We start from the raw sequence: 20,727 nt of genomic DNA, 5'->3' as shown, positions 1-20,727 counted from the left end.
AGTGTAGATAAGTAGCCTACTATTTATCTGCACTTTTATGTGCTTAGGCCATGGCCAATTCGCTTTTAGCCCCTAACCAACGTAAGACTAATGGTTCAACCACTTCAGGGTGAGCTTTCATAAGCTTAAATGCTAAAGGCCTAACTTGATTTAACAGTGCTTTATCGCGGTTTAAGTCAGCCACTTTAAACTCTGCAAGCCCAGTTTGCTTGGTGCCTAGTACTTCACCTGGGCCGCGAATCTCTAAATCTTTTTCTGCGATGACAAAGCCATCATTACTATCACGTAACACGCCCAAGCGTTTTTGCGCTGTGTGTGATAAAGGTGCGTGATAGAGCAATAAGCAATGTGATGCGATAGCACCTCGACCCACACGTCCACGTAACTGGTGGAGCTGAGCAAGCCCTAATCGCTCAGGGTTTTCAATAATGATTAAACTGGCATTAGGCACATCAACACCCACCTCAATTACGGTGGTAGCGACCAATACATTAATGTCGCCGTTTTTGAAATCACTCATGATCTGTTGTTTTTCTTGTGCCTTCATACGGCCATGCACCAAACCAATTTCGAGCTCTGGTAATTGCTCAGTAAGTTGTGCGGCGGCGTCTTCAGCGGCTTGGCATTGCAATACTTCAGATTCATCAATTAAGGTGCACACCCAGTAAACTTGTCGTTTATCGTCTAAACAGGCACTTTTTACTCTATCGACTACTTGCTCACGGCGACTATCAGGCACAGCCACGGTGGTAATTGGGGTACGGCCCGGTGGTAGTTCATCAATCACAGACGTTTCTAAGTCGGCATATGCAGTCATCGCTAAGGTACGCGGGATTGGCGTTGCGGTCATAACTAGCTGGTGCGGGTAGCAGTTATTAAACTGACCCTTTTCACGCAGTGCAAGGCGCTGGTGTACACCAAAACGATGTTGCTCATCGATAATGATTAAAGCAAGGTTAAAAAAGCTGACTTGTTGTTGAAATAGCGCATGAGTGCCAACAATCATTTGTGCTTTACCGCTGGCAATGCTCTCTAATGTACGCTCACGTTCTTTACCTTTAGTTTTACCACCAAACCAAGCCACTTCAACGCCTAACTTGCTAAACCAGTTACCAAAGTTGATGCCATGCTGCTCTGCAAGAATTTCAGTGGGAGCCATCAGTGCAACTTGATAGCCTTTAGCAATGGCACCGAGCGCAGCCAGTGCAGCGACTAAGGTTTTACCTGACCCCACATCCCCTTGCACTAATCGCATCATTGGGTAGGGATGTTGTAGATCCTGCTTAATTTCTGCCACAACACGGCTCTGTGCGTTCGTTGGAGCAAATGGTAAGTGAGCTAAAAACTCAGGCTCTAAGGTGTTATTGGGTGGTAAAGACACCGCCTTCACTGTTTGAGCGCGCTGACGTAACTGCAACAAACTGAGATTTTGCGCAAGCAGCTCCTCAAAGGCTAGCCGCTGTTGTGCTGGGTGTTGCCCTAGTTCAAGAGCGGATAGGTCAGTATCTTGTGGCGGCTTGTGCAGCGCTAATACAGCATCTTTTAAACTTAAATCTGCAGGGCGATATGGTTGTGGCAAATACTCATCAAGCTGATACTTTTGCAAAAGTGCAATGGCCTTATCAGCAATGGCGCGAATACTGAGCTGTTTTAGGCCTTCGGTGGTTGGATAGACCGCGGTGAGTGTCGCCAGTGATGGATCTTTAGGCTCACTGTGACAATCGCGAATACTGTATTCAGGATGGGCCATTTCCAAGCCCGCTTGGCCCCTGCGTACCTCACCAAAACAGCGGATCACCTTACCTGTTGCCATGGCATTTTTTTGCGCTGCATTAAAGTTAAAAAACCGCAGTGCCAGCCTGCCTGTGCCGTCGTTGACATGACAAATTAGCATGCGCCTTTTACCAACAGTAATTTGGCTATGTTCTATTTGCGCTTCAATACTGACATGGCTATGCGGGGTAAGCTCGGCAATCGCGTAGGTACGGGCTCTATCTTCGTAGCGAAGTGGCAGGTGAAATAGCATATCTTGTACGGTAAAAATGCTCAGTTTCGCCAAGCGTTCTGCTACCTTAGGTCCTACGCCTTTAAGCTCGGTAATAGGGTAGTGAGAGAGGTTTGGCGTTGACATGCTAATCCTTAGTTTAAGTCGCGTTATTAAATTTTAGAGCATTCCAAAAAGCTTCATTAGCTACTATTTCGCCATCATCATCTAATGCAGGGTAGGGTAAACCCTTTTCAATACAGCGATTAGCAATAATTGGGTGGCAGCCTTCAAACAATAAAGTATGTTTGGTGTCGGCGTCTAGCATATCATTACGATTGTACAATCCCGCTGCATCTCTTTGGCGTTGTGCTTCGTATAAAATCAGTGCAGCGGCCACAGAGACATTAAGCGATTGCACCATGCCTTGCATGGGGATCACAATGTGCTTATCAGCATGAGCGAGTGCTTTATCAGATATACCCAAGCGCTCTTGTCCTACAATAATGGCGGTAGGTTGGGTGTAATCAATGTCGCGATAATCAACTGCTTCATCACTTAAATTAGTCGCCAGTAATTGAATGCCAGGGTTTTGCTCGCGAATGGTCGCTACCGCCTCATCAATATCATCATGCATATGGGTTTCTACCCAATTTTTGCTGCCACCAGAGGTGTTGTTGGTCAAGCGGCGCTCTTCTTGGGGCCACACAGCATGAACATGATGACATCCTACCGCGTCAGCTGTACGTACAATAGCGGATAAATTATGGTGCTTGTGTACTTCATCTAAACATACGGTTAGGTCGGTTTGGCGTCTATCTAACACTCGTTTGACGCGATGAAAACGCGTTTCTTTCATCAATTACTGCTCTTTCAATCAAAATTGCGCCGATTATACCCGCTAATCGTTAGGGGATCACCTCACGGGCAATGGGGTTTTGTAGTGAGATCAGGGTTTCGGTGGACTGAATCTCCTCAATTGTTTGAATTTTATTGATTAAAACATCCTGTAGGTGGTCGATGGTGCGCGCCATAACTTTGATAAAAATGCTGTAGTTACCAGTGGTGTAGTATGCCTCGACCACTTCTTCAAAGCTTTGCAGTTGTGCGATGGTGCTGGGGTAATCTCGGGCATGCTTTAAGTTTACGCCGATAAAACAGCATACGTCATACCCTAAACGTTTGGCACTGATAGTGACTTTAGTGCCTTGAATGATGCCTGCTTGTTTCATTTTTTCAACTCGCACATGAATCGTCCCAGCACTGACGGCAAATCTTTTTGCTAATTCTGCATAAGGAGTACGGGCATTGTCCATTAAGGCGTGCAAAATTGATTTATCGAGATTATCGATCTGATAATTTTCCATGGTTATTTTGTTGGGTTTTTATTGTATCGATAAAATTTACCGCAATTTTTTAATGATTGGTAGTGCTTATTGCTATTTTTATTATGGGTTATTGTGTTTTCGTTGTTTTTTGTTGAAGATAAATTCAAGCCAAGAACAAGCAGGCAAACGAATTTAAGTATTTACTGGGAATGAGGTCCTAATTATGACAAGCACATATCGTCAAACACAGCAGCAAATTAGCCGCGTTAAGCAGGTATTTTCACAGCAATTAGAAAGCGAACTAGGCTTGATTGAAGTTCAGGCCCCCATTCTGGCAAAAGTGGGTGATGGTATCCAAGATAACTTAAGTGGTACTGAAAAAGCGGTATCGGTTAAAGTTAAAGCACTGCCCGATGCGCAATTTGAGGTAGTTCACTCATTGGCTAAATGGAAGCGTAAAACCTTAGGAGATTATGGCTTTGCAGTCGGTGAGGGCTTGTATACACACATGAAAGCGCTGCGCCCTGATGAAGACAAACTGTCGCCAATTCACTCTGTTTATGTTGATCAGTGGGATTGGGAAAAGATTATTTGCAGCGAGTCTGAGCGTTCACTTGCAACATTAAAGCAAACGGTAGAGACATTATATCGCAGTATAAAAGCCACAGAACAAGTGGTAGCCGATGAATTTGCTTTAACACCTTTTTTGCCAGAGAAGATCACGTTTGTGCACAGTGAAGAGCTGCGTCAAATGTATCCAGATTTTAGTGCTAAGCAACGTGAAAAAGCCATAGCCCAAGAGTACGGTGCGGTATTTTTAATTGGCATAGGCGGTGAGCTTGGAGATGGAAAAATTCATGATGTCCGCGCACCTGACTACGATGATTGGTCAACCGCGACATGTGATAAATACCAAGGCCTAAACGGTGATATTTTAGTATGGAACCCAATGCTTGAAGATGCCTTTGAAATTTCATCCATGGGTATTCGTGTGTGTCCTGACGCTTTAGCAAGACAGTTAACAATAACCCAAGACGAAACTCGTTTAGCGCATGATTGGCATCAACAGCTATTAGCGGGTGACATGCCCCAAACCATTGGCGGTGGCATTGGCCAATCTCGTTTAGCCATGTTATTACTGCAAAAGCAGCATATTGCGCAAGTACAAGTGGGGGTTTGGAGTGATGAGCTAAAAGCGCAAGTAGGTGATGTTTTAAGATAAAAACGAGTGCAGGGCGGTTAAGTTACAGGCACCACCTAACCTTGGAAGTAAAGAACTCTAGATGAGTGTTTAGTAGTGCAAAGCGGCATCACTCCCTGGTGCCGTTTTTTTATACGCTAAAGCGTGATTAACACTAAGTACATCTTAACAGGGACTAAGCTTGTAACGAGTCACCCACCTTCATCAAGTAAGTGCGATGTAAAAACCGACATGCTGGGTTGCAGGTTTACACGTACTTAATTGAGAAGCGAGCTAGCAGGGCTTACCTTTTAAAAGTAAGCCCTGCTGATTTGCCAATAGGTTGTTTTGTAACTCCACCACTAGTTACTCCTTACTCCTGCAAAAACTATCGCTGGCACCTACATCGATAAAGATAAATGACGTACCTAAAGTTACCCCTAGAGCGGCTCCAAATAATGCACAAGCTACTGCTCTGGAGGTTTTTTAGTTTTTTAAAGTGTAAAAATATTACCTATCAGCACACCCCTAATATCGTTCCCGCAACATCTCCAAACGATGTAGTAAATTTTTTGCGCAGTGCGATCTCAACGGGCTTTTGATACCGCTTCGTTGCAAGCGCTAAGCAAGTTAGTGCGCTGTTAAATTAGTCAGTTAAGTTTGAGTCCATTTATAGGTCTATAGGTTAGGCATGAACACGGAAAGCATATAAATAACACTATGATTTACTTCCATGTAAATTTGTAAAAATTATACACATTTACCTGCTTTAGGTAAATGTGGGGAGGCTCTTTAGGATGACTAAGCGCAACGCTTAAATAATCTATAAATTATTGCTTTTAGGTAAGACAGTGTGCCTTAGTTGGTTTTAAATGCTATTTCTATTTTATTGTCAACGAGGCTTGCGCTGCATGGAGGGTAACTGCGAGTGGTTTTGTATTTTCTGTCAAAAATATGAATCTCGACACCTTGATGCAATGCTTGATTTGCAACAAGTTTGGTGTTTTCTAGCAAACCATTGAGGTTTAGCTCAAGTGCTGACAGTTTATTTTCAAGTGCTTCGGCTTCTTCGCAGTAGTGCATTTGGGTAGCGCCAATTTTGGTCATCAGCTGCTGTTTCTTCTGTGCATCTTTTACGTTATCTGCTTTTTCAATGGCCTGTTGCAGGGTATTTAATTGCTCGCTGGTTTGCGTGAGTGCTTTTAAACATTCATCGGTTTCAGCGGTTATCTCAACACCGCGATGAGCTAATCGTATCGTCATTTTAGCCCCAGAATCACTGCCAATTTCACCGGCAATGACCATTTGTGCATCAAGTATTTCGCCACCAATTAGTTTGCCTTTTGGCGCATCATCCGCGCCTACTTGAAACAAGCTTTTTGCCTTAATGTGGCAGTGGTTACTCTGTCTGGCGATAAAAATATTGTTACCTTCAATGTAACTATATTGACCATGTGCTAAATGAATATCGCCTTGTGCGACTAAGCGGCATGTAAGGCCTTCGTCGTTGTTTTGATGATCTAAATGGCCAATAGCAGCTTGCTTTATGTCGATGTGGCCACCACTGATAAGCTCACCTGATTCTACAGAGCCCATCACAGTAATGTCGCCTTGTGCTTTTATTTTCATGCCGGGGGAAACGTTATGAGTCACAATAACACTGCCATTGAAATCTACATGACCGCTACGTACATCAACATCTCCAATCGTAAAAACATCATCTACACGCATGCCATTTTGAATATCAGAAGGGCAACCTGCGATGGTAGCAACTAGCTCTAATGGGTTACTTGCTGAAATTTCCGTGCCATCACCGGCATTGAGTTCAAAGCTATCACCATCTTTGGCTTCAATAGCATCTCCGGTGACGGTAAATCCTTGCGCACCTTCTGTGGCAGGTTGTTTTGACATTAACAAGGTGCCTGGTGCTACGCTTGCTAACTTACCAAAATCGCGCATATCAACCGAACCATCCTCACGCAATTTAGGCTGTTTTAATCGCTCTCTTAATGTTGTTACATGAGGGATGAGTTTAGCCGTTTTTCCATCTTTAGGGGGGCGGCCTCGGGCTATCACGCCATTTGCATTGGTCCCTGAAGGCAGCTCAAATTGTTTTTGCAATACTTGTTCTAAAAATGATTGTTTGTAACCGCGACTAACGCCTGCCTTTATGATGACTTTTTTTGCTTGTTCTATGCTTATTTTAGCGCCGCCTTTGGCGGTAACTAAATGAGCGGTGGCAGCCATTTTATCTTCAGAGATTTCAACAGATAGTTGAGCATCTACTTTTCTAGCAACGACTAGGTTTTTTTCAGGATGGTCACTTTTGAAAAAAGCATTGATAGAGTCATTGTCTACTTCACAGTCGGCATAGGGGGATTGCTCCAGCGCTTCAACAATGAAGGCTGCGTTAGGTGGATTAAGTTTAGCAACTTCTAATAAAATATTGCCGTTGTGCGCTAATTTGAACACGTTTATCACCCTTTACCCTTTAGGCCAAATGTATTAAACCACATTAAAAAAAGTATTAGTTACAGAGTGCTTAATAAATAGTATAGAGTCAAGTGCTTAAGATCAAAGTGCTGAGATTAAAAAACCGTATTAACGCGATTTTTTAATACTAATACATTAGATACATTAGAGCGTGTTGATTTTTGCTGTGTGTATTGCGGTAATCATTCGGGTATTTCCCTACGGTAGAGCCTGTATCCATAGTTATTTTATGTAAGTCAGGTGAAAGCGTAGAAAATTACCCGCACTGCCCAAAGGGCTCAATCAAAGGCTTATACTGCACTCTCATGTGCTATTAACATAGATTACTATACAACATAGCCCATTCTTAGTATTGAAAGCCTTTATTTTGAATAAAATTCATACCTCAAAGAACAACATGCCCTAGTTGCATCAATTTGTTGAAGGTAGCTCCATAATGCCGTCAATTTCAATTTGAGACCCTTTAGGGAGCTCTTTTACACCAATGGCAGCACGAGCTGGGTAAGGCGTTTTAAAATGCTGACTCATAACGTCGTTAACGGTCGCAAAATTACTTAGGTCAGTTAAGAAAATATTAACTTTAACCATATCTTGCAGTTTGCCGCCTGCAGCTTCACACACTGCGGTTAAGTTTTTAAAAACCTGTTGAGCTTGTTCAGCAAAATCATCAGAAACCATTTCCATGGTCTGTGGTACAAGTGGAATTTGACCCGATAAGTAAACCGCTGTACCAACTTTTACGGCTTGATTGTATGTGCCAATCGCTGCTGGTGCTTGATCAGTTGAGATAATTGCTTTGTTCATTATTAATCCTATTTCTTACGATATACGCGTTGCACATCTGGCATTACGCGAATACGGCGCATAATATTAGCGACGTGAATACGGTCTTTAACCGTAATGCCTAAATCTATAACGTATAAGTTACTTTCTTTTTCGTCGGTAGCGATTTCAACGATATTTGATTGTGTACTTGCTACCACATTAGTGAGTTTTGCTAAGGCACCTTGATGATTGATGATATCGACCCTCAGTGCTGCAATATATTCTTTTTCTGGGTTATCTTCCCACTTAACAACAAAGTACTTGGAGCGTTCATTCTCCCATCCTTTGATGTTCTTACATTCTTGGCGATGTACGTTTAGGCCTTTGCCTTGACTAACATAAGCGGTAATTGCATCACCTGGAACAGGTCGACAGCATTTAGAGTAATTGACCAGCATACCTTCTGTTCCGATAATGGCTGCTTTGGCCTTTTTAGCAACGCTCTCAATGCCATCATCGGTTTGCAACAAACGCTTGGCAATTAATATGCTCATAATATTGCCAGTACCAATTTCTACCAATAGAGCGAGTAAAGTGGCCAGTTTATGTTCATCTAAAACGCGGTCAATTGTTTCTTGAGGAATATCATCTAACTTGCTCTCACCCAAGGCTGAGTCAAGTAAACGGCGGCCAAGCTGAATTGCTTCTTCTTGATGTTGGCTCTTTAAGTAGTTGCGCACACCTAAGCGTGCTTTACCAGTAACAATAAAGTTTAGCCACGTTGCATTCGGGTGTGCACCTGAACTGGTAATTACTTCGACTGTTTGCCCCGTATCTAGTGCTTTACTAAGTGGGTATGGTTTACGATTAACGCGTGCGCCAACACAGGTGTTACCTACGTCAGTGTGTACTGCATAGGCAAAATCAACCGCTGTTGCTCCCATTGGCAGTTCTACTATTCGGCCATCGGGCGTAAATACGTAGATCTCTTCTGGAAACAATTCAGTCTTAACATTTTCAACAAATTCAAAGGATGAGCCTGCACTTTGTTGTAACTCGAGTAAGCTTTGCATCCACTGACGCGCACGTTGCTGCGCTGTATTTCCTGAGCTATCACCTGATTTTTTATACATCCAGTGAGCAGCAACCCCTTTGTCAGCCATTTGATCCATATCGTGGGTACGAATTTGTATTTCAACAGGAATACCATGAGGACCAACCAATGAGGTATGTAGAGATTGATAGCCATTAGTTTTAGGTACGGCAATATAATCTTTAAAGCGAGTTTCAATGGGTTTATATAGGTTGTGAACCACGCCAAGTACTCGGTAGCAGGTATCAAGGTTATCAACGTTGATCCTAAAGGCGTAAATATCCATTACTTCATTGAACATCAGCTCTTTATTGAGCATTTTCTTATAAATACTATATAAATGTTTTTCGCGGCCACTGACAGCCGGTTGTATGCCTGATTCTTGCAAGCGCGATTCAATTTCAGTTTGAATATTGCTTATCACTTCTTTGCGATTACCACGAGCTTTGGCCACTTCCGATTTGAGTGCTCGGTGGCGCATCGGGTAGAGTGCTTGAAAACCCAAATCTTCAAGCTCATTTTTTATGTCGTGAATACCAAGGCGATTAGCAATTGGGGCAAAGATCTCTAATGTTTCTCGGGCAATACGACGACGTTTATCAGGGCGCAGTGCACCGAGCGTGCGCATGTTATGTGTTCTATCGGCAAGCTTAATAAGAATGACACGGATATCTTGTGTCATTGCCATGATCATTTTTCGGTAGTTTTCAGCTTGAAATTGTTTTTTATCTTTAAAACTGAGCTTATCTAGCTTACTAACGCCTTCAACTAGCTCTGCCACTGTTGCACCAAAAATTTCGGCTAAATCTTGTTGGCTAAAGTCAGTATCTTCAATGACATCGTGCATCAGCGCAGCCATCAAAGTCTCATGGTCCAATCTCATGCCTGCGAGTATTTGTGTTACCTCAACAGGGTGGGTGATATATGGCTCACCGCTTGAGCGGGTTTGCCCCTCATGAGCTTCACGCGCAACAACATACGCCTTTTGCACAAGCTCAACGTCTGCAGGTGATAAATACTCAGAAACTTTCTTTTTTAGGCCTTCAAAAAGATACATTCACACTCCAATATTTCGGTGAAGTTATCGATATGTAACGAATATACGATGAATTGACAGAGAAACCAACGACTAGTCTAGACTTTATTTGCGAGCGCTAACTGTTATTGATATTTAATACCAATTTTATTAAATTATTGATCATTCTAGCGAGCTAAATAACTCATTAACTGCGTTAAACATTTCTCATGTAGAATAACTACATAGCGAAATATTTGCCTTGTTACTAAGCCATTTATCTGCCGCAATATCTGATCACTCACTTAATGCAATTAGTATAATTGGGCTGTAAAACAATAATGCCAGCAATAATGCTGGCATCATCATCAAAACTAAATTAGTTTTAGTTGTTGCCGCCTACAATAGCTGCAACCGCTGCAAGTTCTGCAGCTTCTTGGTTTTGCTGTTCTTCACGGTCAATTACATCTAGTGAAGAATTGTTCACCAGACCTTTTTCAATTTCACGCAAAGCGATAACCGTTGGTTTATCGTTTTCAGCATCAACCATAGGGTCTTTACCACCTACAGCGATTTGACGAGCGCGACGCGCTGCTACCAAGATTAAATCAAAACGGTTACCAATTGCATCTACTGCATCTTCTACAGTTACGCGAGCCATCGAAGCACTCCAAAGTTAATTTATTTCCAAAAGGCTAGTTTACTGCAAGGGAGCCAATTCGCCAATAGGGTGGTTAAAATTTATCAAAAATTAGCGTAAAAGGTCTGTTATTAATGCACCATGGCGTGTTTGTTGCGCTTTTAACTCCATACGAGCAGCGATCACAATGTGTTCTAATTGGCTAAGTGTCGTATCGAAGTCATCATTTACTAGCACGTAATCAAATTCGTTGTAGTGAGAGCTTTCTGATTTTGCTTGCGCCATACGCTTGGCAATCACTTCCTGTGAATCTTGGCCCCGGCCATTAAGTCGGTTTTCAAGCTCTTGTTGTGATGGCGGTAAGATGAAAATAGTTTTAACGTCTGGCACTAACTTACGCACTTGTTGAGCCCCTTGCCAATCAATATCTAAAAATACATCAAGCCCAGCATCTAATTGACTTGCAACAGCTGCTTTTGATGTACCGTAATAGTTATCAAATACCTTAGCCCATTCAAAAAAGTCATCTGCTAGGATCAAGGCATTAAAATCAGCCTCGCTCACAAAGTGATAATGTTCACCATTGTTTTCACCCGGACGTGGGCCGCGAGTAGTGTGTGATACTGACATTTTTATGTCTTGGTGTTTTGTTAGTAAAGCTTTGATTAGGCTTGATTTTCCTGCTCCTGATGGTGAAGAAAGAATAAAAAGGTTACCATGCGTTGCTGTTGTCATAGGATGCTGCTCTTAAAATGAAGTGGCCAAGCATTGCCACAGCTAAAAACCAAGTTATACCAATTGCATTAAATAAATGACCAAATATTACGACAGATTAATGGCTTGGTAACCAAGCAAAATTTCAGTATATCGTTATTTTACATGAGTAATTTTTAACGCAGTTAATGTGTCATTTAGCTCGCTAAAATAATCAATTTATCAATAAAATTGGTATTAAACGTGTATTTTAAACGTTGCGCTCTTCATAAGCTAGTCAAGATATAACAGCAGGCGCCATGTGGCAGGTATAGGTCCAGACCTATTTGCCTGGACCTATCTGTACTTTACTCTGCTTTATAAGCTTCGCCGTGATTTATCCACTTAGCTGCAGGCATACCTTTTAAATGGTGATCAAAGTATTCCATCATGCGAATAGAAAAATCGAGCTGATTAGGGAACTGCTTTAAATGATGCGGTTCGCCTTCATATTGTAAGAAAATAGCATTCTTGTCATGGCGACGTAATGCAAGATAATATTGAATGCCTTCTTGCCATGGTACTGCACCGTCTTCGTCGCCAAACATGATTAGAATAGGTGTATTCACTTTGTCAGCAAAAAATACAGGTGAATTTTCAATGTATAACTCTGGTGCTTCGACCAATGTTTTGCCAATTCGACTTTGCCCTGTTTCATATTGAAATTGACGTGCAAGACCAGACTTTAAACGAATGCCGCTATATGCTGAGGTCATATTTGATACCGGAGCGCCTGAGACAACAGCCTTAAACATATCTGTTTGTGTGACCATAAAAGCGCTTTGATAGCCTGCCCAAGAGTGGCCTTGTAAGCCAATTTTATCTGGGTGAGCAATACCCATATCAATTAGTTTTTGCGCTGCATTGATCATGGTTTGTGTGGATGATGGGCCTGGCTTTCCTATCTCAAAGCGAATGTCAGGTAGGAACAACGCGTAACCATTAGAGGTAAACATAGGGAAGTTAGGCCTATGATTTAACTCCATTTTTGGAAAGTGATACATACGCTGACTCATATAGCGATAGAAGTAGATAACAACTGGTAGTTTGTCACCCTTCTTGTAGCCCGCGGGCTTGATGAGTACACCTTGTAAGTCTTCCCCGTTATACCCTTTGTATTGCACTAACTCTGGTTTTTGGCCCCATGCAAAATTGCTAATTTGTGGGTTCAGTGTGGTGACTTTTTGTGGCGTTTTAAAGTGGGTATCAGTTTGCCAATAATCAGGGAATTGATGATAAGTTTGTTTAGTAAATAGGAATTTATCTGCATTTTTTGCCTTTTTCACCACGTCGAAGCGTGCTTTCTCGGCAAGGACTGTTGTTACTTGATTATTACCCAGCGCAAGCTTTGCAATGTGAGTTTGCTTATTTTCAAGGTTATGGGCGGAAAGTATCAGCGTATCATTGTTGGTAAAGCCGACTTTATTTTTATCGAGCACTTTAACACGATATTGTGTCTGTGTTTCTTTGCCTTGTGTTAGGCGTTTGGCTTGTTGTGAGTTAACGTTGAATGCCCATATATCATATTTTGAATACACATAAACGATACTGCCATCTTGTTGCCAGCCAGCAAAGCCGTAACCCGGTTGTGGTTGAGGGTAGTCATGCTTATCGTTGGCAAAAATCGCATTGTGTATGGCATGGGTTAAAGGTGACTCTTTTTGAGTGTGTAATTCTTTTAACCACACTTGTTTATTTTTAAAGTAAACAGCATGCTTACCTGTGGGTGATAAACTAGGTCTAAAAGGCGCTTCTTTTATGATGAGGCGCTTATTGCCATTGGCTACTTTTACAGCATAGTAATCATCATAAAACCCCTTATACATAATCTGTTTTAAATGAGGCTGGTCGTTGCTAGCCAAAAGATATTGCGCGTTTGTATTGAGTTTAACATGGGGGGTTTTTTCGTCAGTCAGTTGTACTATACGTTGACCATTTAAATGATAAACCGCTTGGTAATGACGGTGTTTGTTGGTTTTTTCCCAAGTCTTGATTTCTCGAGGTTTTATTTCTGGGTCTTCGTTGTGCCAAATTTGTAACCCTTTGTGCGCGCGGATGGTATCAATATCGGTTAAAGAGGCTTGATCGTGGTATTTCAGAGGCGTGCTTTTTGCCTCTAGTGCTGGGCGGTTTTCAAAATATAGTCGCTTACCATCTTCAGACCACTGAATTTTAGCTGTTTTACCACTAAGCCAAGTATCTGGGTTAGTGATATTTTGGGTGGTGTTGTTTGGTGCATTCCACAAAGTTAATTGGTAATGGCGGCGACGTGTATCCTCATTGACGTAATTACCTTGATAAAATGCCACCGTGTTACCTTGCGGGTGCCAAGCAATTTGACTTATTGTGATCCCGGGTTCATCAAATAAACTATGTTGTTTAAGGTCACTTAAATCAATAAAGTTAATACGATTTTTACTGCCATCTTTGCTCAGTTGATTAAACAGTACACCTTGACTGCTTGGGCTGATCTCATACTTGCCTACTTGCTCAATTCGCACTGTGCTGTCATTGTTTAAATTAATGATGACTAGTTGATAAGCTTTGTCTTTTTTGTCAGTTTTGATGCTAGGTTGGTCAGCTTTAACTTTTGACTTGTCTTCTGCGGTTTCTTTCTCTCGATATGCAAGCCACTGTCCGTCATCAGACAATTGGTAATCAGCAAGATTGTGAAACGTGTGCTGTTGCTTTGTTTGGGTATTTATTAAAACCAGATTTTTTGGCAGTTTCTTCTTTTCTTTTTTACTGGCGGTTTCATTATTAAGTAAAGAAGGAGTTTGCGTAAATGCTACCCAAGTAGCTGATTTGTTGATCTGAGGCTTTTTGCCATTAGGCACCTTCGCTATTAATTGATTGGTTGTTAAATTATAAACATGTCCTTCGCTATCTCCTCTATAAGGTTGGGCGGAAAACGTTAAAAACTGACCATCATCGGATAACACCGTGTTTTGTGCATAACGAAAATCAAAAACATCTTTAAACTGTAGCGCTAAGTCTGATGTAGAAGCTGTACTTGCGGTGCTGGCAATTAATATACCGGCGCTAATAAGGGAGTGAATGGGTTTCATCTTTTTGTACTGGTAGTTGACGATAACTTGTTTTATCACAAGTTAGTTTGCTCTCTAAAGAGGCTTGCGGTAAAAATAGGGATGAGGGAGATAAAAAGGCGATAATACCTTTTTATCGTATCCGAATTTATTAATAAAACTGGTATTAAGCAAGCCAGATTTTTTGTAGTTCTAGCCATTGCTTTTCAAATTGGCTGCTAGGCAGTGCTTTAAAGTCGCTGCGCACAAATTGATTCATTTTACCTTCCACATATGCAAGAAATAGGTTTGCCAGTGCGCCTTCTTCAGTTGCAAATGTTTTACCTTCTCTGAGTTTACGCTCCCGTAATACCTGTTTGAACTGTGTTTCTAGTTTTTCAAATAAACTTTGCACGCGCTCTCTTAGCCTTTCTTGCTCACCTTGGAGTGCATCGCCCGTTAAAATTCGAGTGATACCTGGGTTTTTTTCTGCAAATGCTAATAGCAACATTAAAATATTGTAAATGCGACCTTGAGTCTCTTTTTCGTTTTCTAAAATAATGTTGATGCGTGAGAGTAAAGTATCTTCGATAAACTCGATGAGTCCTTCAAACATACGCGCTTTACTGGGGAAATGGCGATATAAAGCAGCTTCAGATACGCCAACTTCAGCTGCCAATTTAGCGGTAGTAATGCGTTGACCTGGGCTAGTTTCAAGCATTTGTGCGAGAGATTGTAGTATTTGCTCTTTGCGATTACTGCGTTTAGTCGCTGGCATGAACTTTCCTTTAGTTATCGTTATTATGGTCAGTGCAAACCCCAAGCAGCTCACACCTATTGCTCAGGGAGTTATGTTAATGCTTTATTCAGCTTGGTGCCAGTGTTTTAAAAGGCCACTGGGAAGTGGCTAAAAATCAAGCCTTTTTGCTATTTCTAATAGCACGTTCATCGCTAAGGCCTGTTTGTCAGCGATGCCGAGTTCTACACTGTCGTCGTGCCAAAACAAGGTGAGTGCATTATTATTAGAATTAAATCCAAGCGCTTGGTTAGATACGTCGTTGGCGCAAATCATATCTAAGTTTTTGTTTTTTAATTTACCTTTCGCATATTGCTCAACATTTTGTGTTTCAGCCGCAAACCCAACAGTGTAGGGTCGGTTTTTGGTTAATCCGGCAACTTCAGCAATGATGTCAGGATTTTTGATCATAGTGATGGTCATTTCATCACCTTGCTTTTTTATTTTTTGTTCAGCAACTTGTGCAACGCGGTAATCTGCAACAGCTGCGCAACCAATAAAAATATCTGAACTGCCTGCCAGCTTTAGTGCTGCATCACGCATTTGTATAGCACTTTCTACTGAAACTAGATTGACGCCTTGTGGGGGCTCAATGTTGACTGGCCCGGAAATTAAATTAACTTTAGCGCCTAACATTAGAGCTGCGTGAGCCAATGCATAGCCCATTTTTCCAGAACTGTGATTACTAATAAACCGTACTGGGTCGAGTGGTTCTCGTGTTGGGCCCGCTGTAACGGTAATGGTAACATCGGCAAGTAATGTGGCAGGCTCTGCTGCTAAGCTCAAGTCTACCAACTTATTAGGCTCTAACATTCGACCAGCGCCAACATCACCGCACGCTTGTTCACCTTTGCCTGGCCCCCAAATTAACACGCCTCTCGCTTGCAAAGTTTTAAGGTTTTCTTGGGTTGCTGCATGGGCATACATTTGTTGGTTCATTGCTGGTGCGATTGCAACTTGCGCAGGAGTTGCTAACAATAATGTGGTGAGCAAGTCATCGGCAATGCCTTGTGCCATTTTTGCAATGATATTGCAGCTAGCTGGTGCGACTAGAATCAGGTCGGCCCATTTTGCTAATTCGATATGGCCCATTGCGGCCTCTGCGCTGGGGTCTAGGAGTGAGTCTGCAACAGGCTCACCTGAAACGGCTTGCATAGTGAGCGCTGTAATAAAGTGCTTTGCTGAGTCGGTCATGACGACTTTAACTGTACAGTCTTGTTCTTTTAATCGCCTGACAAGTTCAGCACATTTATAGGCTGCAATACCGCCGCTTATTCCTAGCACAATATTTTTATGTTGTTGGCTCATGCCCTAAATCCAAGAGTTATTAGTTTAAGTGTTAAAGATAACACAGGCACTATATTGATGGCACTAGGGCGGTTTTGAATAATTTGATTTGCTCACTACACTTAATGGCAAATGGATAATCAACTCTAAGGATAAGAGATGCAAATACATGCAATACCTGTACATACACGCCCCCGTGAGAAACTACTTAATCAAGGTCCTAACGCATTAACCGATGCCGAGCTTTTGGCTATTTTTTTACGCACTGGGGTTAAGGGTATGAATGCCGTCGAGTTAGCGCAGTCTTTATTGATACAAAACAATACGCTGAGTAATTTATTTAATGCCAGTCTCAGTGATTTTTGTGCTTTTAAAGGGCTTGGAGAAGCAAAATATGTACAGTTACAGGCGGTGTTAGAATTAAGCAAGCGTTATTTAAAAGAGCGTTGTGAACGAGATATATTGTTCGGCTCGCCTGAGGCTGTGACGGATTATTTAACGATTCAGTTAAGAGGGTTGGATCATGAGGTCTTTATGGCGCTGTATGTTGATAATCAAAATCGCCTTATAAAAGATGAAATACTATTTAGAGGGACCATTAATGCAGCAAGTGTGTATCCACGAGAAGTTGTTAAAGCAGCATTAAAACATAATGCCGCATCATTAATTTTTGCGCACAACCACCCATCTGGCGTTGCAGAGCCCAGTCAAGCCGATAAATTAATCACCAAAAAGTTACAAAATGCATTGGCCCTTGTTGACATTAATGTACTTGATCACCTTATTGTGGCGGGTAATCAATGTATTTCGTTTGCACAACGTGGCTTAATTTAGGGTCTGTTTTCCTTTGAGGATTAAAATTTGTTCAATCTAGGGGCGATTTAATCGCGGTGCGAGGTTTGTAACCTAGTGGGCTAAGTAAAAATCGAGCAAAGCTACCTCGTCCTGCTCACGCCCCTTACCTACATCCATGTAGGCAACAAAGAGTTAATCGCCCCTAGGCAGAACCCTTTGGGCAGCGCGCGTTTGGTATTTATGCTGCGTTATCGCCTATTTATGGAGAATACCACACGACATAGGCTCTGCCTTACCTAAAAACCAAACGCGCTGCTGCAAAATTAATCTCGAAAGATAAACAGACGCTAGTGAGTTTTAGAGAATAAAGTTGCAAAAAACATCACTTTGCGGTGTTTTTTGCAAATTAGTTTAATTTAAATGCAGTTTTTGCTTTCCTAAGGGGCATTCGATCATTATAATTGGCCGCTATCAAAATTACACATGAGCTGATTAGATAGGATCAGATCCTTGATCTCTGCCTGTAGATGCTGTATAAAGAGCGCCCTCTATTTACCCCGGGGCTACGCAGTTAAGGTCCAAGGGAAAATTAAGCTCGAGCGAAGTTATTGGAGATACATAGACATGTCTAAAGTCTGTCAAGTTACAGGTAAGCGCCCAGTGGTAGGTAACCACCGTTCACACGCGCGCAACGCTACTAAGCGTCGCTTCCTACCTAACCTACAAACACACCGTTTCTGGGTTGAAAGCGAAAAACGTTTCGTTACATTACGTACTACTACTAAAGGTATGCGTATTATCGATAAGAAAGGCATCGACGCGGTATTGATTGATATCCGTGCTCGCGGCGAAAAAGTTTAAGGAGCTTGAGTCATGCGTGATAAGATCCGTTTAGTTTCAACTGCTGGTACTGGTTATTTCTACACTACCGACAAAAACAAGCGTAACATGCCTGAAAAAATGGAAATCAAAAAATACGATCCTAAGGTTCGTAAACACGTGGTTTTCAAAGAAGCAAAAATCAAGTAATTTTGCTTTTTCAGAATACTAAAAACCCAGCTTAGGCTGGGTTTTTTGTTTTTAATAGTACTTTTCACTCAGGGAAGGTTCTTCATCTTAATTTGAAGTATTGGATAGTTCTTTTTGTAAAAAAGTAGGTACAAGTCAGTAGTATGTCCTTTTTAGATGCATGTCATGTTTTCTGTTGTGTGATTTTTCTTTCAAGAGTGAAGGTAGTTTATGAGTAAATTTTTAAATATGTTTGGAATCGTTAGTATATTTGTCGTGAGTATTACATTATCCGGTTGTGGTGGCTCTGACACAGAAAGTACTTCTAACCCAAACCAGACTGATGGATCAGGTGACATTACTCAGACTAACCAACAAAAAGATACGATTGCGCCAGAGATCAACATCTTGGGAGAGAACCCCGTTACTATAGAATATGGGGTGAGTTACTCTGACGATGGGGCGACAGCAATAGACATTGTGGATGGTGAGGTTACAGTTTCTGCATCAAGTAACCTTGATACAAAAAAGTTAGGGCAGTATTTTGTAGAATACAAAGCGATGGATAAGGCGGGTAACCAAGCGATGGTAACTCGAATAGTTAATGTGGTTGATAGAACAGCACCTATTATCTCTATTGCGGGTGAAAACCCTGTGACTATCGAATATGGTACTCAGTATGTTGATGAAGGCGCATTAGCTGAAGATAATGTTGAAGGTGCGGTTGCAGTCTCAGCAGCAATGAGTATAGATAAATTCAAGCTAGGCCAACATTCCATTGTATATAGTGCAACGGACAAATCTGGTAATACGGCTTCAATAACTCGAATAGTTAATGTCGTTGATACAACAGCACCTATTATTACTATTGCGGGTGAAAACCCGGTGAATATCGAATATGGCACTCAGTATGTTGATGAAGGTGCATCAGCTGAAGATAATGTTGATGGTGCGGTTGCAGTCTTAGCAGCAATGAGTATAGATAAATTCAAGCTAGGTCAACATTCCATTGTGTATAGTGCAACGGACAAATTAGGTAATACGGCTTCTATAACTCGAATAGTTAATGTCGTTGATACAACAGCACCTATTATTACTATTGTGGGTGAAAACCCTGTGAATATTGAATATGGCACTCGGTATGTTGATGAAGGCGCATTGGCTGAAGATGAAGTTGATGGTGCTATTGCCATATCGACTGTACATAAGGTAGATAACTCTAAGCTAGGCCAATACTCTGTCGTATTTAGTGCGACTGATAAGTCAGGTAATAATGCTTTGGAGCGTCGTATAGTGAATGTCATTGATACAACAGCACCTGTGATTACGCTTATTGGCGAAGCTGAGATACGAGCTGCACAGGGTGAGGAATATCAAGAGCCAGGTTTTATCGCAACAGATTTTATAGATGGTAAAGTAGCAGTTGTAGTTAGTGGAAATGTCGATACATCTGTGAGAGGTCTTTATAAGCTTACTTATACAGCAACTGACAAGTCAGGTAATCAAGCATCAGTTAATAGAACTGTAGAGGTATTGCCAAACCCATTATTAGCAACTGTGATTTTAGATCAACAACTATTAGCATGTGCCAATAACGGTGAGGTTAATAGGGTATTGCAAGTTGTTGAACTAGATTGCTACGATAAAAATATCAACTCGGTTGTTGGACTTGAGCATATGGTGAATCTAAAGGTGCTAAATTTGTACGGCAATAATCTAACAACAATTGATATTCGCAGAAATATACACTTAGAGTCTTTAAATTTAGGATATAACCAACTTTCGCAGATTGATTTAAGTCAAAATACCAAGCTAAACAGCCTTAGTTTGAAGAATAATAAGTTGTCAGAGATAGATGTAACTAACAATATACTGCTCAAAGATCTCAACTTAGGGGGCAATCAAATAAGTGAAATTGATATTAGCACTTTAACCGGACTATTAGGACTTGAACTTAATTCGAATAATATCTCTCATCTTGATATAACTAACAATAACGCATTGAAATATATTCACGCAGAACAAAACCGTTTAACGGAGATTGATCTGTCAAAAACCCCAAACCTGTCGAGTCTTAGCCTTATAGATAATCAGCTTTCCCAGATTGACTTAAGTCAAAACCTTGCACTATTGAATCTCCGTTTAGCTAAAAACATGTTTTTTGATGTGGATGTGTCTAAAAACAAGCAACTTAAAGAGTTGAGTCTAGCTTATAACTATCTCACTGAAGTTGATGTTAGTGAAAATACCGAACTTCTAAAACTTTGGCTCGGTAACAATAGGTTCCCTGAAGTAGATCTTACAAAAAACAAGCAACTGGTCATATTATCGGCCTTTGATGGCGAATTGATACAGTTAGATTTAAGCGAAAATTACAAATTACAAGTATTAAATTTGGCTAATAATCAATTATCTTATATAGATTTGACAAAAAATACGACCTTAGTTAGATTTTGGGCTACTGGAAATGACATAACAGAGATCGATTTAAGTAATAATAAGATTCTTTCTTATGTTGAGTTAGACCCATCCGTTGTATGTATTGGCTCTACTTGCCCGTAAAT

The 20,727-nt window shown here is 41.3% G+C and carries 16 protein-coding genes; 5 read left to right on the top strand and 11 right to left on the bottom strand.

What is annotated here, in order from left to right; all coding sequences use genetic code 11:
* Positions 1-43: 43 nt before the first annotated feature.
* Genes recG through asnC form a run of 3 tightly spaced genes read right to left on the bottom strand, consistent with a single transcriptional unit; the run spans position 44 to position 3,351 of the window.
* On the bottom strand, positions 44-2,131 hold the full coding sequence (gene recG / locus OCI93_RS07035; protein ID WP_261593189.1) for an ATP-dependent DNA helicase RecG: 2,088 nt from the start codon (positions 2,129-2,131) through the stop codon (positions 44-46).
* A 13-nt stretch (positions 2,132-2,144) separates the two neighbouring features.
* Positions 2,145-2,843 (bottom strand): tRNA (guanosine(18)-2'-O)-methyltransferase TrmH, encoded by a 699-nt coding sequence (gene trmH, locus OCI93_RS07030; RefSeq protein WP_261593239.1) that lies wholly within the window; start codon positions 2,841-2,843, stop codon positions 2,145-2,147.
* Between the two features lie 49 nt (positions 2,844-2,892).
* Positions 2,893-3,351, bottom strand: coding sequence for a transcriptional regulator AsnC (gene asnC / locus OCI93_RS07025; RefSeq protein WP_261593188.1), 459 nt, complete (start codon positions 3,349-3,351; stop codon positions 2,893-2,895).
* A gap of 184 nt (positions 3,352-3,535) precedes the next feature.
* On the opposite strand from asnC, the gene asnA reads away from it, so the two are divergent.
* Positions 3,536-4,534, top strand: coding sequence for an aspartate--ammonia ligase (gene asnA, locus OCI93_RS07020; RefSeq protein WP_261626114.1), 999 nt, complete (start codon positions 3,536-3,538; stop codon positions 4,532-4,534).
* A gap of 816 nt (positions 4,535-5,350) precedes the next feature.
* Here asnA and OCI93_RS07015 read toward each other — a convergent pair.
* From OCI93_RS07015 to coaBC, 8 genes are all read right to left on the bottom strand, one after another.
* Positions 5,351-6,964: a DUF342 domain-containing protein gene (locus tag OCI93_RS07015; RefSeq protein ID WP_261626113.1), complete on the bottom strand. Its 1,614-nt coding sequence runs from the start codon at positions 6,962-6,964 to the stop codon at positions 5,351-5,353.
* Between the two features lie 432 nt (positions 6,965-7,396).
* Positions 7,397-7,789 carry a RidA family protein gene (locus OCI93_RS07010; protein WP_261593185.1) on the bottom strand — a complete coding sequence of 131 codons (393 nt, stop codon included), beginning with the start codon at positions 7,787-7,789 and terminating at the stop codon, positions 7,397-7,399.
* Positions 7,790-7,797: 8 nt separating this feature from the next.
* Positions 7,798-9,900: a bifunctional GTP diphosphokinase/guanosine-3',5'-bis pyrophosphate 3'-pyrophosphohydrolase gene (gene spoT / locus OCI93_RS07005; RefSeq protein ID WP_261593184.1), complete on the bottom strand. Its 2,103-nt coding sequence runs from the start codon at positions 9,898-9,900 to the stop codon at positions 7,798-7,800.
* Between the two features lie 343 nt (positions 9,901-10,243).
* Positions 10,244-10,519, bottom strand: a complete 276-nt coding sequence (rpoZ, locus tag OCI93_RS07000) for a DNA-directed RNA polymerase subunit omega (RefSeq protein ID WP_152087169.1) — start codon at positions 10,517-10,519, stop codon at positions 10,244-10,246.
* A gap of 90 nt (positions 10,520-10,609) precedes the next feature.
* Complete coding sequence (gene gmk, locus OCI93_RS06995; RefSeq protein ID WP_261626112.1) at positions 10,610-11,233, bottom strand: guanylate kinase; 624 nt, start codon at positions 11,231-11,233, stop codon at positions 10,610-10,612.
* A gap of 326 nt (positions 11,234-11,559) precedes the next feature.
* A complete protein-coding gene (locus OCI93_RS06990; RefSeq protein WP_261626111.1) occupies positions 11,560-14,319 on the bottom strand; it encodes a S9 family peptidase in 2,760 nt (919 codons plus the stop codon).
* Between the two features lie 145 nt (positions 14,320-14,464).
* The gene (gene slmA / locus OCI93_RS06985; protein WP_261593181.1) at positions 14,465-15,055 is read right to left on the bottom strand and encodes a nucleoid occlusion factor SlmA; all 591 of its coding nucleotides are present in this window, start codon (positions 15,053-15,055) and stop codon (positions 14,465-14,467) included.
* 129 nt (positions 15,056-15,184) lie between these two features.
* Positions 15,185-16,381, bottom strand: a complete 1,197-nt coding sequence (coaBC, locus tag OCI93_RS06980) for a bifunctional phosphopantothenoylcysteine decarboxylase/phosphopantothenate--cysteine ligase CoaBC (RefSeq protein ID WP_261626110.1) — start codon at positions 16,379-16,381, stop codon at positions 15,185-15,187.
* A gap of 138 nt (positions 16,382-16,519) precedes the next feature.
* Between coaBC and radC the strand changes: the two genes are divergently transcribed.
* The 4 genes from radC to OCI93_RS06960 all read left to right on the top strand — a co-directional run bounded on the left by radC (position 16,520) and on the right by OCI93_RS06960 (position 20,725).
* Complete coding sequence (gene radC / locus OCI93_RS06975) at positions 16,520-17,194, top strand: RadC family protein (protein ID WP_261593178.1); 675 nt, start codon at positions 16,520-16,522, stop codon at positions 17,192-17,194.
* Positions 17,195-17,779: 585 nt separating this feature from the next.
* A complete protein-coding gene (gene rpmB, locus OCI93_RS06970; RefSeq protein ID WP_261593176.1) occupies positions 17,780-18,016 on the top strand; it encodes a 50S ribosomal protein L28 in 237 nt (78 codons plus the stop codon).
* 12 nt (positions 18,017-18,028) lie between these two features.
* Positions 18,029-18,184: a 50S ribosomal protein L33 gene (gene rpmG / locus OCI93_RS06965; RefSeq protein WP_152087164.1), complete on the top strand. Its 156-nt coding sequence runs from the start codon at positions 18,029-18,031 to the stop codon at positions 18,182-18,184.
* Positions 18,185-18,394: 210 nt separating this feature from the next.
* A complete protein-coding gene (locus OCI93_RS06960; RefSeq protein ID WP_261626109.1) occupies positions 18,395-20,725 on the top strand; it encodes an immunoglobulin-like domain-containing protein in 2,331 nt (776 codons plus the stop codon).
* Positions 20,726-20,727: the final 2 nt, after the last annotated feature.

The organism is Pseudoalteromonas holothuriae, from assembly GCF_945859825.1.
GTDB lineage: Bacteria > Pseudomonadota > Gammaproteobacteria > Enterobacterales > Alteromonadaceae > Pseudoalteromonas > Pseudoalteromonas holothuriae.
The sequence above is the reverse complement of the archived record's forward strand: the minus strand, read 5'-3'. Positions and strand labels throughout refer to the sequence as shown.